18 protein-coding genes and 2 pseudogenes are annotated in these 14,174 nt (G+C 55.3%); 5 read left to right on the top strand and 15 right to left on the bottom strand.

What is annotated here, in order from left to right; genetic code table 11:
* Positions 1-2: 2 nt before the first annotated feature.
* From Z946_RS0102615 to Z946_RS0102580, 8 genes are all read right to left on the bottom strand, one after another.
* Positions 3-785, bottom strand: coding sequence for a ZIP family metal transporter (locus Z946_RS0102615; protein ID WP_025054192.1), 783 nt, complete (start codon positions 783-785; stop codon positions 3-5).
* A 26-nt stretch (positions 786-811) separates the two neighbouring features.
* Positions 812-1,261, bottom strand: a complete 450-nt coding sequence (locus Z946_RS0102610; RefSeq protein ID WP_025054191.1) for a DUF411 domain-containing protein — start codon at positions 1,259-1,261, stop codon at positions 812-814.
* 3 nt (positions 1,262-1,264) lie between these two features.
* Complete coding sequence (locus Z946_RS0102605) at positions 1,265-2,485, bottom strand: M23 family metallopeptidase (RefSeq protein ID WP_234969169.1); 1,221 nt, start codon at positions 2,483-2,485, stop codon at positions 1,265-1,267.
* 149 nt (positions 2,486-2,634) lie between these two features.
* The gene (locus tag Z946_RS0102600) at positions 2,635-3,258 is read right to left on the bottom strand and encodes an SCO family protein (protein ID WP_025054189.1); all 624 of its coding nucleotides are present in this window, start codon (positions 3,256-3,258) and stop codon (positions 2,635-2,637) included.
* Positions 3,258-3,719, bottom strand: coding sequence for a copper chaperone PCu(A)C (locus Z946_RS0102595; RefSeq protein ID WP_025054188.1), 462 nt, complete (start codon positions 3,717-3,719; stop codon positions 3,258-3,260). The genes Z946_RS0102600 and Z946_RS0102595 overlap by 1 nt, the downstream gene beginning before the upstream one ends.
* 25 nt (positions 3,720-3,744) lie before the next feature.
* Complete coding sequence (locus Z946_RS0102590; RefSeq protein WP_025054187.1) at positions 3,745-4,404, bottom strand: DsbA family protein; 660 nt, start codon at positions 4,402-4,404, stop codon at positions 3,745-3,747.
* On the bottom strand, positions 4,401-4,826 hold the full coding sequence (locus tag Z946_RS0102585; RefSeq protein ID WP_025054186.1) for a disulfide bond formation protein B: 426 nt from the start codon (positions 4,824-4,826) through the stop codon (positions 4,401-4,403). The genes Z946_RS0102590 and Z946_RS0102585 overlap by 4 nt, the downstream gene beginning before the upstream one ends.
* Positions 4,827-4,828: 2 nt before the next feature.
* Positions 4,829-5,419, bottom strand: a complete 591-nt coding sequence (locus Z946_RS0102580) for an SCO family protein (protein ID WP_037969025.1) — start codon at positions 5,417-5,419, stop codon at positions 4,829-4,831.
* A gap of 172 nt (positions 5,420-5,591) precedes the next feature.
* On the opposite strand from Z946_RS0102580, the gene Z946_RS0102575 reads away from it, so the two are divergent.
* The 4 genes from Z946_RS0102575 (at position 5,592) to Z946_RS0102560 (ending at position 8,350) form a co-directional block, all read left to right on the top strand.
* Entirely contained in the window at positions 5,592-6,020 is a 429-nt protein-coding gene (locus Z946_RS0102575; RefSeq protein ID WP_025054184.1) for a MerR family transcriptional regulator, read from the top strand.
* Between the two features lie 101 nt (positions 6,021-6,121).
* A complete protein-coding gene (locus Z946_RS0102570; protein ID WP_025054183.1) occupies positions 6,122-6,892 on the top strand; it encodes a transglutaminase-like domain-containing protein in 771 nt (256 codons plus the stop codon).
* Positions 6,882-7,799, top strand: a complete 918-nt coding sequence (locus Z946_RS0102565) for a cation diffusion facilitator family transporter (RefSeq protein ID WP_025054182.1) — start codon at positions 6,882-6,884, stop codon at positions 7,797-7,799. The genes Z946_RS0102570 and Z946_RS0102565 overlap by 11 nt, the downstream gene beginning before the upstream one ends.
* Complete coding sequence (locus Z946_RS0102560) at positions 7,799-8,350, top strand: methyltransferase family protein (protein WP_025054181.1); 552 nt, start codon at positions 7,799-7,801, stop codon at positions 8,348-8,350. The genes Z946_RS0102565 and Z946_RS0102560 overlap by 1 nt, the downstream gene beginning before the upstream one ends.
* Positions 8,351-8,416: 66 nt before the next feature.
* On the opposite strand, the gene Z946_RS21760 is transcribed toward Z946_RS0102560, so the two are convergent.
* Positions 8,417-8,641: a GDCCVxC domain-containing (seleno)protein gene (locus Z946_RS21760; protein ID WP_076400265.1), complete on the bottom strand. Its 225-nt coding sequence runs from the start codon at positions 8,639-8,641 to the stop codon at positions 8,417-8,419.
* The gene (merF, locus tag Z946_RS21930; protein ID WP_306345465.1) at positions 8,617-8,985 is read right to left on the bottom strand and encodes a mercury resistance system transport protein MerF; all 369 of its coding nucleotides are present in this window, start codon (positions 8,983-8,985) and stop codon (positions 8,617-8,619) included. The genes Z946_RS21760 and merF overlap by 25 nt, the downstream gene beginning before the upstream one ends.
* 266 nt (positions 8,986-9,251) lie before the next feature.
* Between merF and Z946_RS0102550 the strand changes: the two genes are divergently transcribed.
* Positions 9,252-9,665, top strand: coding sequence for a MerR family transcriptional regulator (locus tag Z946_RS0102550; protein ID WP_025054180.1), 414 nt, complete (start codon positions 9,252-9,254; stop codon positions 9,663-9,665).
* Between the two features lie 314 nt (positions 9,666-9,979).
* Here the strand turns inward: Z946_RS0102550 and Z946_RS20355 are convergent, their stop codons facing one another.
* The 5 genes and pseudogenes from Z946_RS20355 to Z946_RS21980 all read right to left on the bottom strand — a co-directional run bounded on the left by Z946_RS20355 (position 9,980) and on the right by Z946_RS21980 (position 14,171).
* A complete protein-coding gene (locus Z946_RS20355) occupies positions 9,980-10,726 on the bottom strand; it encodes a hypothetical protein (protein WP_025054179.1) in 747 nt (248 codons plus the stop codon).
* 203 nt (positions 10,727-10,929) lie between these two features.
* Positions 10,930-12,293: pseudogene (locus Z946_RS20350) on the bottom strand (ISNCY family transposase).
* 268 nt (positions 12,294-12,561) lie between these two features.
* Complete coding sequence (locus Z946_RS0102535) at positions 12,562-12,762, bottom strand: hypothetical protein (RefSeq protein ID WP_025054178.1); 201 nt, start codon at positions 12,760-12,762, stop codon at positions 12,562-12,564.
* 282 nt (positions 12,763-13,044) lie between these two features.
* A pseudogene (locus Z946_RS0102530) lies at positions 13,045-13,983 on the bottom strand (IS3 family transposase); the annotation flags it as partial.
* A complete protein-coding gene (locus Z946_RS21980) occupies positions 13,896-14,171 on the bottom strand; it encodes a transposase (protein WP_025054176.1) in 276 nt (91 codons plus the stop codon). The gene Z946_RS21980 and the pseudogene Z946_RS0102530, both read right to left, overlap by 88 nt.
* Between the last annotated feature and the right edge of the window lie 3 nt (positions 14,172-14,174).

The raw sequence follows: 14,174 nt of genomic DNA, 5'->3' as shown, positions 1-14,174 counted from the left end.
TTTTACCCGAGCCAGACGTCCAAAAACAGCATGATGACCAAGCCGATCGCAAGGCCGAGCGTGGCCTTGTTCTGATGACCGCTTCGGTGGGTTTCAGGAATGATCTCGTGACTGATAACGTAGAGCATCGCGCCTGCCGCAAACGCCAAACCCCAAGGGAGAAGCGGTTCCGAGATCGTGATGATCCCCGCACCCAAAAGTCCGCCAATGGGTTCAACCATGCCAGTTAATGCGGCGATCCCCCAAGCCCGGACTTTCGAATACCCTTCGCCGAGCAGTGACACCGCGACGGCCAGACCTTCGGGCGCATTCTGCAGCCCGATCCCGATGGCAAGCGGCATACCGCCTGACACACCGTCTGCGCCAAAGCCGACGCCCACCGCCAGCCCTTCGGGAAAGTTGTGGATCGTGATGGCGATGATGAACAACCACACCCTGCGGAGCGATGCTGCCTCAGGCCCTTCGCGACCTGTGCTGAAATGCTCATGCGGTAGTTTCTCGTTCATGAGTGCCACGGCACCCATCCCAAGAAGGATCGCAATACACACAATTGCGGCCGGTGCTGCCTCGTTCACATATCGCAATTCAGCCGCATCAAGAGCAGGAATAATCAGCGAAAAGAAGGATGCAGCAAGCATCACGCCCGCCGCGAAACCAAGTGACAGGTCTCGGGTAGCGCGAGACGGCACGCGACCAAAAAGCACGGGTATTGCGCCAATGGCCGTCATTGAGCCTGCGGCAAGACTACCCAGAAATCCGAGCATAATAGGGGAGAGAGTGTCCAAATTCAGATCTTTCGTTTCAAATGGCTTCAATCGCCAGAATAGCTTGAGAAGACTTCTGTCGACCCGTCGTTGTTGATGAGAAACACGTCGTAGGCCTCACGCCAGCGGCTCTGATCCATACCAGGTGAGCCAAGTGGCATGTCCGGCACCGCGAGGCCTATTGCGTCCGGCCTTTCGCTGAGTAACCTGCGAATATCATCTGCTGGCACGTGGCCCTCGATCACGTAGCCCTCTACCAGACCCGTGTGACAGGACACCATTCTTTGCGGAACGCCATTATCGAGTTTGAAGCGTACAAAAAGGCCCGCAAACATATCTTCACCTGTGGGTTCGAAGCCGTTTTCTTCGAGGTGTTTCATCCACGCTAGGCAGCAACCGCAACCATTCGTCTTAACGACTTCAATTGGGGTCGTTTGGGCAATCGATTGCCCAGCCAATGCGAGCGTGAGCAAGGCGGAGAGTGAGAGTTTTTTCATTATCTAAAGCCTTTCCGACATCGTTTGAGCGACATCCGAATCAAGTAATCCAGTAAACTGGGCCCGGCTCTCATGAAGACGTGCTACAATGTCTGGATTGGTTCCTTCTGCGTTTGCCGCTTCGGCAAGCCGTTCTTCCGACATTGGATCTGTGGGTCGGCCATCCACCCGCACTTCATAATGCAGATTTGGACCCGTCGCAGTTCCTGTCGCGCCAACGCGACCGATAGCCTCACCCGCTGTAACCCTATCTCCGACCGAAAGACCGTCGGGCACGAAACTCAGATGGGCATAGCGGGTCATAGTGTCCGAGCCATGCGCGATCTCGACCACGCGTCCATAGCCGCCGCGTCGGCCAACAAAGGAGATAGTTCCAGGTGCGGTGGCATAAACGGGCGTCCCATGCGGAGCTGCAAAATCGACCCCTGTATGCATGCGCACATCTCCATACACCGGATGTCTGCGGTTGCCATACACCGAACTCAACCGCGCTCCCTTCACAGGCTGCGCGAACACGCGCAACACTTCTCCATCGACAAAAATTGTCGCGTTTCCAGAGTTGTCGTCCGGCCACACGATCTCATAACGGGTTTCGTCGATGGTCAGCGCAGCGAAGGACAGGTGAGGTTGTCCGATAATTTGGTCGCTGAGCCTGGCTTCACGCCACATCAATTGCAACGGTTCGTCGCCTTTCAAATCACGCCGGAAGTCTACAGTCCCCCCCAACATCTCAGCCAAGTCTACGGCAAACCGAGCGGGAACATCTGCCGATGCAAGAGTTGCCGAAATCGAGTTTTGCACCGTCGTATCTGCCGCCCGCAGCACCAAATCAGGCTCAGGCAGTATTCTCCGAGTGGCGGTCTCATCTGTGAAAACCGCTTCGATTTGGACGCCTTCGTCAACAGACAATACGGCTCGTCTCAGCGATCCGGAAACGGAAGTTTCAATCTCGATGCCATATCCGGGTCTAAGCTTGCGCAGGTCATATTCTGCCGCCATGGCCAGAGCTACTTCGGCGCGATCACCAGCAGAAAGGCCCGCCGCAGACAGCAATGCATCTAAGGTTTCACCCGAGGACAAGGTGCCCGACCAGGATACCACTGGCGAGGCCGTTTCCAAAAATGCTCTGTCGTAAGCTAGGGGCTCCGGCGGTTCTGAGGACCAAATGACTTTGTCAGCTGCCGCAATCGTGCTCCAGGAGGGTGCCTCCGTTTGCAGCGACATAGATGGCTGTCGCAAGGGAACGGGCTGCCAATTCGACGCCACAGCAATTGCATCGGGTGCCCGGGACGTTCCCCAGTTGGTCTGGGATGCCAAGATTAGCGTTAGGACTAAAGTAGCGCCTAAGACACCAAAGGCAGGATACCTCAACTTCATGATGTTTCTTCTTCCATTGTCAGGACGCGGCGGATTTTTGGCACCGCGAATTCCCGTTGTTCATGGTAATCTATCGTGCCGGAAAACTGCCCCTCAGCATCAAAGAGAAAGACGCTTGCCGTATGGTTCATTGCATAGTCGCCGCCCTCCGTGGCGACTTTTTCATATCGTGCGCGGAAGCCCGCCGCTGCCCGTGCCGTCGTATCCAGCGTTCCGCTCCAGCCTTGGATGGCAGGGTGAAAATAGCTGATATAGTCGGCCATGGCGTCCACGGTATCGCGTTCTGGGTCTACCGTGATGAATACGACATTCAGGTCCGCAACCTCATCGCCAAGATCGTCGAGCCAACCAGAGATGTCCGACAATGTGGTGGGGCACACATCAGGGCAATATGTGAAGCCGAAAAACACCATTGATGGATTACCGATAAGTGACGCAGGTCCAACGGTTGCCCCGTCCTGGTTGGTCATCTGGAATTCCATTTGGGTAAGCGGCAAAGGTCGCTGAGCCACCGGCTCAGGCGCACCCGGCCCATCAACCTGCCACCAGCCGATGAACAGCGTTAGCGCAACAACGCCGCTCACGGCTGCGCCAAAAGTAAGGAGCGTGCGCCGGTTCATCAGCCCTCCGGCCCGCGGGCGGCAATGCCAAGAATAGGCACATCAACGTTCAGCGTCCCGCCATCAGCAAAGTTCAGTGTCAGCGGAAAGGTCTCCCCTTCGACCATCTTGGTTTGCAAGCGCATCAACATGGCATGCATGCCGCCCGGTTCCAGCGAAACACTTTCGCCCGGAAGAATGGTGATTTCACCGACAGGGCCCATGGAACTGACACCATTTAAATCAGTCGTGGTTTCGTGGATGTCCGGCATCATGGCCAATGGGGTTTCCAGCCCGACCAATGTCACCGGGTCAGAACCCGTGTTGCGCAGGATCATGTAAGCTGCGCCTGGGCGGTTGGTGCCGATAGAAGCGCGGGCCCATGCGTCTTCGACTACAATGTCGCCGGAATCCGCCACAGCAGAGGCGGGCAACCCAATTAAGAGGCTGAATGCGATGGCGATGTAGGCAGTTGATTTCATGGGTTTGTTCCTAATAGCCAATTGTTCAGGATTCATGCGCAGCGACTTCCGCAGCAACGAGGGCGCGCAACTCGTCGGCGCCGAAGGGATCAAGAGGTTTGCCGTTTACAAAGAAAGTGGGGGTGCCACGGATCTCCATCGTTTCAACGTCTGCGCGGTCCTGATTAAGGATTGCAACAGTTTGCGGCGCCCTCATTTGGTCTTGGGCCGCTTCAACGTCAAGGCCAGCCTGTTCCGCAATACTAAGGAGCAAACCCGGCGCAGGTTCACCGTGCGACGCCCAGCGTGGCTGTTGTTCTAGGATCGCTTCTTTGACCGGGATAAAGACACCCTGCATGCGTGCCGCTTCCATTACCCTGATCGCCTCTTCTGACGCCGGGCCATGAAACGGGGTGTATCGAAGAACGACGCGAACCTGATCGCCGTGCTCAGCCATGATGTCCTTTATGATCGGATAGAAAGCACGGCAGGCTTCGCAGGCGGGATCGAAAAATTCCACGATTGTGACGGGGGCGTCCTCGGGTCCCATGATGGGAGAATAGGGACGCATCAGCGCCTCTGTTTGCTCGGATTGAAGCGGTTCGACCACGGCAACTGGTGCAGTGCGGGATTGATTCCAGGCAGCGGCCGCAAATATTGCGAGACCTGCAGCTAATGCGACTAGAACGATTGATTTACTTTTCACGTGCGGGGCTCCTTCAGGGAGATTAACGAAAAGAGTGCGATCAGAGCGAAGGCTATGAGCGCCAAGAGCGGAATTGGGACGCCAAGGAATAACTGGTTATCGCCGGTACAAGACGGGCCAGTCTCGGTGCAGGGTTTGATGGGTTCCGGAAGGATGCCTGTGTAAAGTCCAAGATGCCAAAGCGCGATGGCGGCCCCGCCAATGGCGAGCGCAACGCCGTAGCGGCCGACCCGATGATCCTCCCACCAGAGACCGAGGCCAAGAACGATTACTAAGGGGAACATGAAAGCGCGCTGAAACCAGCACAGATTGCAAGGTGCCTGACCCAGAACCTCACCAATATAGAGCACTGCTAAGGAACTCCCCAAAGCCACGATCCAGGCGGCGGCAAGAGCCGAATCTTTTGCCATCACTCGGCTCATATCTACATCCTCGCCCTTAGATCGGAAACAATCTCTTCAGCTGATGTGCCATATGTCCAAGCCCCGACATATCCGCCTTGGGGATCAAATAGGAACAGCTGGGAGGAATGTCCCATCGTGTATCCATTGGGCGAAGCGGCTTCCTCGATCTTCTCAAAGTACACGCGGAAGGTTTCCGATGTTCGCTTGATCTGATCGGCCGTGCCGGTGAGGCCTACTATATCTGCCTCGAAAGCCGGAACGAACTCTGCCAGTTTTTCGGGCGTATCACGTTCGGGGTCAATCGAGATAAAGAGCGGCTGGACTTTGGCGGCATCGGAGCCGAGCGCATCCATGACAGCGGCAACCTCTGCCAAGGTCGTGGGGCACACATCGGGGCAATTCGCAAAGCCGAAGAAGACGAGCAACCAGCGCCCTGCGAAGTCTTCGTCCGTCTGCACTATGCCTCGGTGATCGGTCAGTTCGAAGTCAGCTTGGAACGCGGGCGCATCAGCGCGCTGTTCTTCTCTGATAGAAAACTGCAAAAAAATGGACCCAACAACCACGATCGCGGTAAGTCCCCAAAGCATTTTTTGTAACGTAGAAAATTTCATTGGTTGTATTGCGCCCGATTCCGCCCATTTTTAAAGCGGTCTAAATGTTCTAGTTGCTAGAGGTTCAAGTTGTTTTTCGGCATTGCGGCGGCGTGTCACGGATCTGTGATTAGGGTGCTGGCTTGCGGATGCCAATAGCTATAGCTACCAACGCTATAGATATGGAGGTCACATGCTGACAATTGGAAGTTTGGGAAAGAAGACCGGAACAAAAGTTCAGACTGTCCGGTATTACGAACAGATCGGCCTGATGCCCGAACCAGGTCGCACCGAAGGCGGGCAGCGGCGCTACGGGGATGCGGAAGTTGACCGCTTGTCCTTTATCCGGCACGCACGCCAGTTGGGGTTTCCCCTTGAAGCGATCCGCGAGCTTCTCGATCTCAGTGATAATCCCGACCGCTCTTGCCATGAGGCGGATTCCATCGCCCGGCGGCAACTCAAGCAGGTAGAACTAAAAATGGATCGGCTGAAAGCGCTGCGCACAGAATTAAAGCGCATGATCCACGAATGCAGCGGAGGCAATACAGCGGACTGCAAGGTTCTCGAGGTTTTGCGCGATCATTCTGAGTGCCTGACCGATCACAATGAAATAGGGGCTTAACCGTTTCCACGGCTCTCAAGCTACTAAAACGAAGAGAACACTTGAACCTAAAGTCACTGTAGCAATTACATCTATCTCAAAGGCGATTCGAGGAGATAAAAATGAGCGCTGGTGATCGGCTGTTGGCAACAACCCCAATCCTAAACTTCAACCACCCGTCGATTACACAACTGATCGAGGACCGAGGGTGGAAAGCCCTTTCCCAACATGATCGGATCGGCGCCGTCTACGATTTTGTCCGCAATGAAATTGCCTTTGGGTACAACCGCGCAGACGATATCCCGGCGGCCGACGTCCTCGATGACGGTTTTGGTCAGTGCAATACCAAGGGCACGTTACTTATGGCCTTGTTGCGCGCGGTAGGTGTGCGGTGTCGCCTTCACGGGTTCACGATCCACAAAGAACTGCAACGGGGCGTTGTACCAGAGCTCGTTTATCCTCTTGCCCCCAATGAGATCGTCCACTCATGGGTTGAGGTGGAGACCGAGATGGGTTGGGCGAACCTCGAAGGGTTCATTCTGGATGCAGAGTTTCTATTGGCGCTCCAATCCGCATTTACCGATTCACCCAGCCTCTGCGGTTATGGGGCGGGAACCGATTGTCTGCAGGCTCCGCCGGTAGAATGGACAGGGGGCGATACCTACATCCAGGAGACAGGCATCGCTCAGGACTTTGGCACTTTCGACGCACCCGACGAGTTCTACGCCGCTCATCAGCAGTCGTTTAGCTTCGTAAAGGGCATATTGTATCGCCATATCATACGCCATTGGATGAATACCCGCGTGCGGCGGATCAGGTCCGGTAACGTGCCGCAAATACCTGGCTTGGCGTTGCCCAATCATAAGCACGAGGAGTCCCGTCATGCCTCATGATCACGGTCACGCGCATATTGATCCCGCTTCTGGCGACCGCCGTGTCTCTATCGCGATCTGGGCCAACGCGCTTCTGACGGTCGCGCAGATCGTCGGCGGGATCTTGTCGGGCAGCCTCGCGCTTATTGCAGATGCGCTCCACAATTTCTCGGACATGGCATCCTTGGTGATCGCTTTTGCAGCTCGGAAAATCGCAAGACGCCCTGCGGACGAGCGCATGACATTCGGCTATGGCCGGATCGAAGTTGTGGCTGCCTTGATCAACTACACCACCCTCATCCTCGTTGGCTTCTATCTCATCTACGAAGGCGGAATGCGTTTGATCGAACCGACCGAAGTGGCCGGTTGGACAGTAGTGATCCTTGGTTCGGTGGCGCTGGTCGTGGACACGTTGACAGCGCTGCTGACCTATTCGATGCAAAAGGGCAGCGTCAACATTCGGGCGCTCTTCCTGCATAACCTGTCTGACGCACTGGCTTCTGTTGCCGTAATTATCGGCGGCTCGCTCATCCTGCTCTATAACATGTGGTGGGTCGATCCGGCGATCACGATCGGCATCGCGCTCTACATCCTCTACCTTGCAGTTACCGAAATCGGTGGCCCTATTCGTATCCTGATGCTCGGAAGCCCACCCAACATCGACAATGATGCCGTTGTTGCTGCAATCAGCGACGTCGATGGTGTGCATGATGTCCACCATGTTCATCTGTGGCAGATGCAAGAGAATGAGGCGGCGCTAGATTGCCATGTCGTGACCGCTGATGGCGCATTCGGCGAAGGGATCAAAGCGGCAGTGAAAGCGCGCCTCGCCGAAGAGTTCGGCATCCGGCACTCCACTCTCGAATTGGAGGATCTGGGGAATGCACACGATGGAGCGCAGCTCTATGGGCATGAGGAGACCAGATAATGATAGAAGTCATCTTGATTTACTTAGGTCTGGGAATTGCTGCGCTGACACTTGCTTCGATCCTTTGGTCAATCGCTTTCCCCGAGCGTCGTATCTGGCCGCCCAAGCGCTACACGTCGATCACACCAATTCTGGTCTGGGTGCCAACGTTTTCGTTGTTTGGCATTCTGATCATGCTTGGCATCTTGGGCTGGGGTGATCTGGCGTTTCCCACCTGGCTGCGTTTCGGGGTCGGGATACCGCTCATTGTGTTCGGCAATGTTGTCGTCTGGTCTGAAGTCGCTCATTTCGGGGTTCCGCAAACGGGCGGCGCGAAAGGTACGCTGAGGACCGCTGGCATGTATCGTTACTCTCGCAATCCTCAGTACTTGGCCGATATCGCGATTGTTGGTGGATGGATGATACTTTCTGCAGCACCATCAACGCTCATTATTGGAACGGCTTCGATCTTGGTTTTGGTAGCTGCGCCATTCGCGGAAGAACCGTGGCTCAAGAAGCAATACGGGTCTGATTTTGAAGAGTATATGGCGTCAACCCGTCGTTTTATCTGAGCCGCCTCGCTAAGAGGCTTTTCGAAGGTTCGTTGACCCTTCAGCTGCGCGAGGCCTGAATCGCCCCTAGGCGCAGCAGGACTTACCTTCTTGAATCGGCGGACATGGAACAGTTGCGTAAGAACAATAGACGCAGCAATCCCCCTCGAGCGGTTTCAAGACTGACTGACATGACTTGCATTCATAGAACCATTGGCAAGCATCTGTCGGCATAGTCTCAGTTTCGACGTGTCCGCAATTTGGACAGGTGAGAGTAGATTGCAGCACTACTTTTGTTTCTTCTGTCGCCATAGCGCGTACCCCGTCAGAATTAGAAATCCTGCCAATATCGGCAGCAAAACGGCATCGTTGTAAACAACGCCAAGTAAGCCCGTCAGGCCAAGCGCTGTCAGTACGACCGGCAGTAACGGTGTGAAGCAACAGAGCGCGGCCAAGATCGTGCCACCCACTCCTAGGGCCAATAGTTTGTTCTTCATTGTGTCGATCTCCACAAATCCCACATAAAACGCTGTGCGGATGCTTCCCACATGGGCGAAGATAGCGCGACCAGAAAGGCGATGGACGCGACTGTAGTCCAGACGATTGTGGACCGCCTGCGCGTTGCACATGGCCTGCGCCGAAGCACCCGATACCATGCCCAAACGAGGGCAATCGCGACTCCGACAAGAATGAAGTCCCGGTAAGCGACGAATGGCCCAAGCATGGTGAGCCATGAACCACCTAGGCCCAGTATCGAAAGGCCGATAGGCAAAACACAGCACGACGCCGAAAACAGCGCCAGAAGTGCTGCGAAGGGCATCACAAGCCTGGAAGCAACGCCAGAGTTCGCCACCGGTTGTTGATTTGCATTCAAATCCATTTTGCTTTTCTACTTCCTGTAGTGACTACAGGAGCAAGCAAAATGTTCACCATCGGCAAAGCGTCGGAACAAAGCGGCGTGAACATCGAAACGATCCGCTACTATGAACGAGAGGGGATTGTTCCGAAGCCGGGGCGATCAGCAGGTGGACGTCGGCTGTACTCGTCCGCTGAGATTGCCAAACTCAGGTTCGTGCGCCGCTGTCGCGATTTGGGCTTTCCGATCTCAATCATACAGACTTTTCTATCGCTCACTGCACAAAAGGGCCGATCCTGTGGTGAAGCGAAGACCATGGCTGAGGACCATTTGGGTGAAATAAACGCGAAGATAGAGAACCTCACTCGCCTCAGAGAAGCGCTCTTGAGCCTTTCCAAGAATTGCGACGATGGAACCGCAGCCTGTCCAATGCTGGACGCTCTGATGAAGGATGGTTTTGGCGACGGGCTACGCGAGTAATGCAGCCGTAAGTTTTTGCTTCGCAAACCGCAACTCTGTCCTGCAACTCAATCATCTGAAGGTGAATTTCGCTAAAATTTGCTCGAACGGCTGCTCTTGCTAGTTTGACGCGATGCATACACCGGATCAATCTCAAACCGACTTCATCGGCGGGTGTCGCGATGCACCGAAACCGGCCGTCGATTCAAAATTACGCAAGGTCGGCTAGGTCCGCTCAGCTGACCTTGGTATCGACAGCAGCGAACGTCCGGTGATTGAGTAGCTCCGAACACTTAGGTCGACACGGATGAATGCCAACACTTTCTTTATCGGCGCTAGTAGTTCACCTGCTCAAAGCCGTAGTTGCCTTCATAGTCACGCCAATCGACGAATACTGAGCGGTGATAGATGCCGGGGCAATTTTGACCCCATCTTTCGAGACCAATATGAGCGGTGGGGAGGGCAGTGATGGAAGTTCTTTGCCAAGCGAACTCACCTTGCGTTCCATATGTGCCAAGAACAACGTTGGCGCTACGTTCGCAATCTCCTTCGCTTCCAGCCTGGTATTGTCTTGCGTACTGGACATTAAAAACGCGAATTGACCGCACGAAATTGAACTCAGGTCCGCTGATATCGATGTCCGCGCGATCTTGAACGAGCTGGGCGGCCCTATCGGCGAGTACAAAGTTAATAGGGGCTTCTGGAGTGCGCCAAGCAGCCTCAATCCGGGTAGCGGCATCTTGCGCTGGAAAAGACTGTTGCGGTCCAGCGCTTTTGTTCTGGAAGAACGCTTCAAAGATGCGGTCTGCACTGTTTGATGAAGGAGAGGTCTCATAGGACGCGCCCATGGGACAGCGCCAGATTTGCAGTGGCGGTTCCACCGGCCAGGGCGTAATCCGCCGGATGAACTCGGCGCGAGCTCTGGCGCAAGGGACTGAATCAGGCCAGCCGCCAGACAGGCACAGGAGGATCGCACAATCGATCGGGTAGGTCTGCGCGCGGGCGGGCATCGGCAGCGAAGAACTTGTCACAGTCAAAGCGACTGCAACCGAGGGGAGGAGCTTCTTGAGTAGATGACGCATGCTAAGGACCCTCTGTGACAGGGATCAGCATACATATGAAAATATACTATCGCAACACTAAGTATAAATACGCATAATGAAGTTTATGTTAAGAAATTGTGTACTTCCCCAATGTTGCAACCAAGTAGAAATGTCACCGGGTTGGCAAAGCAGAAGTGTCACCACTGGTAGCGACGTGAGCAAAGCCTGACAGGGCGGAGACCTCAATTATCGGAGCCCTGGCTGGCTTTGCGGTCCGCGTTTCGCTTGCGGTCTGCGAGGGTGTTCCAGCCGTTGTTGCGGCGTCCGTTCTTCCGGTATCCGTTTCTGGCACTTTCCGGGTGCACCTCGGCTCTGGCGGCGGCCTTGTCCTGCTCAGCCTTGATATGGGCGAGGACCGAGCTGAGATGTTTGTAGTCTGTTATCGCGGCGTGCGTGACGCGCTGCTGATGTGGATTGAAGATGGTGCAGGGCAGGGCGATGCCATTGTGCCGAACCTGGATGCGCCCGTCTGGGAATTCGTAGGTGTCGGCGTATGTACCAACCAGACCGCGCGTCAGATCGTTGACCTCCAGCCGGATGCGTTTGTGGTCGTACTTCAGGGTCAGGTCCTTGCTGACATAGCGTTTGTTGCGCAGACAGAAGATCTCGGCCAGCCGATCCGGTGCGGCGTTCAAGGCACGGTGCAGATTGTCCGGACGGGCAGCGGGCTTTGCGAACCTGTCGTTATAGCGCGCCATGAAGCCAGGGAGGAACGCGTTGCCGTCCTCCATGTTGGAGATGCCTGCGATGCGCAGCTCTTTGACCAGGCGGTCCTGTAACGTCCGGTTCGCACGTTCCACGCGGCCCTTGGCCTGGCTGGTATTGGCGCAGAGAATCTCGATCTGCAGCTCTGCCAGAGCACGCCCGAACTGGGTCATGCCGGTCATGTGCTCGCTGGGTTTTGGCACGCGAAAGACCGTGTGCTTGTCGCTGTAGAACGCGACGGGCGGCCATGCGTCGTTAGATAGCGTTCCAATGCTTCGAAGTAGCTGAAGGTGTTCTCAGACGTGACGAAGCGCAGTTCCATGAGCGTGCTGGTCGCATCGTCAATGAAGACGAGCGGGGTGCAGGGATCGCCCCGATCCTCGAACCAGCGGTGCTCCGAGCCGTCTATCTGAATGAGCTCGCCGAAACACTCTCGGCGAAGTCTGGGTTGATGAAATGTCCGGCGCTGTTTGCGCGAGAGCCAAAGACCGGCACCGGACATCCACTTGCGAACCGTCTCGCGCGAGACTTCAAACCCATGATGCTCGGCCAGCATCTCCGCCGTCAGGGTCGGCCCAAAGTCGGGATAGTTCTCTTTGATCAGCGACAGCGCGTAATCCCGTTTGGCTTTGTGGATACGATTGTTTGGAGGCTTCCCGCGCGCCTTATGTCGGATCCCCGACGCGCCATCCTGACGATAAAGCTTCAACAACCGGAAAACCTGCCGGCGCGTCAGTGCCAGCATGTTTGCTGCATTATCGACGCTCAACCGCCCATCATCGACCTGCGCCAAAACCTCCACGCGCTTCAGCTCGCGCTCGCTCATAACCACCCATCCCATGCACTATCTCCCTTAGTCTAAGAAGGGAGAGTGACATTCCTGAATTGCTCATGGGTGACATTTTAGCTTTGCGGCTACACCCCAAGGAATCCGAAAGTCAATCTTATGTTAATTTATCTTGCCTTTTCGCTGAATACTGAGAACCTGTCATACCTTTGAATTCGAGTTCGTTGAGCATCCCTATCAAACGATTGTACAAAGGAAATCGGACGGCAAGCTGTCTATACGCCGGCCGTCCAACTCGCGTTTGAATGTAGATCTCAAATGCTTAGGCAGCAGCAGCTTTTTTTGCAGATTTGGTTGCATCATTTGCGGCCTTCTGAACGGCAGCAGCAGCCTCATTCGACGCTTCTTTGCCAGCGGCAACAAGCAGTTCAACAGCTTCGGTCTGTGCTTTGCGAGTGATCTCGGCAAAAGCCGTGAGGTTTTTAGTAGCCTGGTCGGCCGCAAAGTTGGCGAAGTCGGTCACCCCCCCCTATAATTGTGAACGGCGGAGCAATACTCGGCCACGGTAGCAGCGCCGCTGTGGTGTCGCGGGCGGCGTAAAAGTCGGCCACTTTTGCCCTTTCGGATTTCGGGAGGGCTTGGGGATATTCACCGTGGACTTGTATTTGAAGGTGCGTCAGGCTCACTTCCAAGATGGCTTGAGCGGGCGCCAGATTGCCCGGGATTTCGGTATCAGCCGGGACTGAAGTGGTCCCAGTATTTTGGACAGGTTTGCAGCGTTTCTAAGGTGTATCGGTTTTAGGTTTCATGCTGCTTTTTGCTCTTCCAAGCCTGCCCAATATGCGTCGTCTGGCGTGAGCCGATCAAGCGCGGAATGTGGCCGCTCGGTATTGTAGAATGCTAACCAATCCTTGATGACGCGTCGGGCCTGGAACCCGTCATTGATTTCTTCGAGATAGATCGCCTCCTGTTTCAGGGAGCGCCACAGCCGCTCGATAAAGATGTTGTCGAGGTAACGACCCCGCCCATCCATCGAGATACGCACGCCTGCATCCGTCAGCGTCGTGATCCAGGCTGATCCGGTGAACTGTGAGCCTTGATCCGTATTGCATATCTCGGGCGGGCCGTATTTGGCGATGGCCTCGTTCAGCGCTTCGACACAGAAGTCCGCGTGCATCGTATTCGATAGCCGCCAGCTTAGCACTTTGCGCGTGGCCCAATCCATGATCGCCACCAAGTAGAGGAAGCCGTTCTTGACCGGCACGAAGGTAATATCTGCGCACCAGACGTGGTTCGGGCGGTCTATTACCATCTTTCTAAGCAAGTACGGATAGACGGGATGCTGCGGATGCGGCTGGCTGGTTCTGGGGCGTTTGTAGATCGCCTCTAGCCCCATCGTCGTCATTAATCGTCTGACGCGATGCCGCCCTACAACTGTGCCCTCTCTTCGTAGATAAGCAGCGATCTGACGACTGCCGAAGAACGGATATTTGGTGAAGACCCGGTCAATCTCTTTCATCATGGCCAGCGTATCCGCGTTGATCCCGACAGACGTGTAATAAAACGCCGAACGCGACAGCCGCACCAGTTTGCACTGCTGGCTAATGCTCAGCTCAGGGTGATCTCGCTCGATCATAGCGCGTTTCTTTGCCGGGCTCATCGCTTCAGCCCTGCGGACAAAAAATCGTTCTCGACCGCCAACCTCCCGATCTTGGCATGCAGTTCTTTGATTTCTGCTTCTGTCGGCCCGCTCTGCTTGCCGCCTGAGAAAACGTCGGCCATCCCGTCGATACCTTGCCGCTTCCATGTGCTGACCTGATTTGGATGCAACTGATGCTTCGCTGCAATCTCCTGCACGGTCTTGTCGCCACGCAGTGCTTCCAAAGCCACCTTGGCCTTAAACTGATCTGTAAAATTCCGGCGCTTCGCCATTTT

The sequence above is a fragment of the Sulfitobacter noctilucicola genome (genome assembly GCF_000622385.1).
Taxonomy (GTDB): domain Bacteria; phylum Pseudomonadota; class Alphaproteobacteria; order Rhodobacterales; family Rhodobacteraceae; genus Sulfitobacter; species Sulfitobacter noctilucicola.
Note: the sequence above shows the minus strand (reverse complement) of the source record. Positions and strands in the feature narration are given on the sequence as shown.

Excerpts from the sequence above, each read along its gene's own strand:
- Z946_RS0102610 (WP_025054191.1), bottom strand. The coding sequence starts at position 1,261 with ATGAAAAAACTCTCACTCTCCGCCTTGCTCACGCTCGCATTGGCTGGG.
- Z946_RS0102605 (WP_234969169.1), bottom strand. The coding sequence starts at position 2,485 with ATGTCGCTGCAAACGGAGGCACCCTCCTGGAGCACGATTGCGGCAGCT.
- Z946_RS0102600 (WP_025054189.1), bottom strand. The coding sequence starts at position 3,258 with ATGAACCGGCGCACGCTCCTTACTTTTGGCGCAGCCGTGAGCGGCGTT.
- Z946_RS0102595 (WP_025054188.1), bottom strand. The coding sequence starts at position 3,719 with ATGAAATCAACTGCCTACATCGCCATCGCATTCAGCCTCTTAATTGGG.
- Z946_RS0102585 (WP_025054186.1), bottom strand. The coding sequence starts at position 4,826 with ATGAGCCGAGTGATGGCAAAAGATTCGGCTCTTGCCGCCGCCTGGATC.
- Z946_RS0102580 (WP_037969025.1), bottom strand. The coding sequence starts at position 5,419 with ATGAAATTTTCTACGTTACAAAAAATGCTTTGGGGACTTACCGCGATC.
- Z946_RS0102575 (WP_025054184.1), top strand. The coding sequence starts at position 5,592 with ATGCTGACAATTGGAAGTTTGGGAAAGAAGACCGGAACAAAAGTTCAG.
- Z946_RS0102570 (WP_025054183.1), top strand. The coding sequence starts at position 6,122 with ATGAGCGCTGGTGATCGGCTGTTGGCAACAACCCCAATCCTAAACTTC.
- Z946_RS0102565 (WP_025054182.1), top strand. The coding sequence starts at position 6,882 with ATGCCTCATGATCACGGTCACGCGCATATTGATCCCGCTTCTGGCGAC.
- Z946_RS0102560 (WP_025054181.1), top strand. The coding sequence starts at position 7,799 with ATGATAGAAGTCATCTTGATTTACTTAGGTCTGGGAATTGCTGCGCTG.
- Z946_RS21760 (WP_076400265.1), bottom strand. The coding sequence starts at position 8,641 with ATGGCGACAGAAGAAACAAAAGTAGTGCTGCAATCTACTCTCACCTGT.
- merF (WP_306345465.1), bottom strand. The coding sequence starts at position 8,985 with ATGGTATCGGGTGCTTCGGCGCAGGCCATGTGCAACGCGCAGGCGGTC.
- Z946_RS0102550 (WP_025054180.1), top strand. The coding sequence starts at position 9,252 with ATGTTCACCATCGGCAAAGCGTCGGAACAAAGCGGCGTGAACATCGAA.
- Z946_RS20355 (WP_025054179.1), bottom strand. The coding sequence starts at position 10,726 with ATGCGTCATCTACTCAAGAAGCTCCTCCCCTCGGTTGCAGTCGCTTTG.
- Z946_RS21980 (WP_025054176.1), bottom strand. The coding sequence starts at position 14,171 with ATGGCGAAGCGCCGGAATTTTACAGATCAGTTTAAGGCCAAGGTGGCT.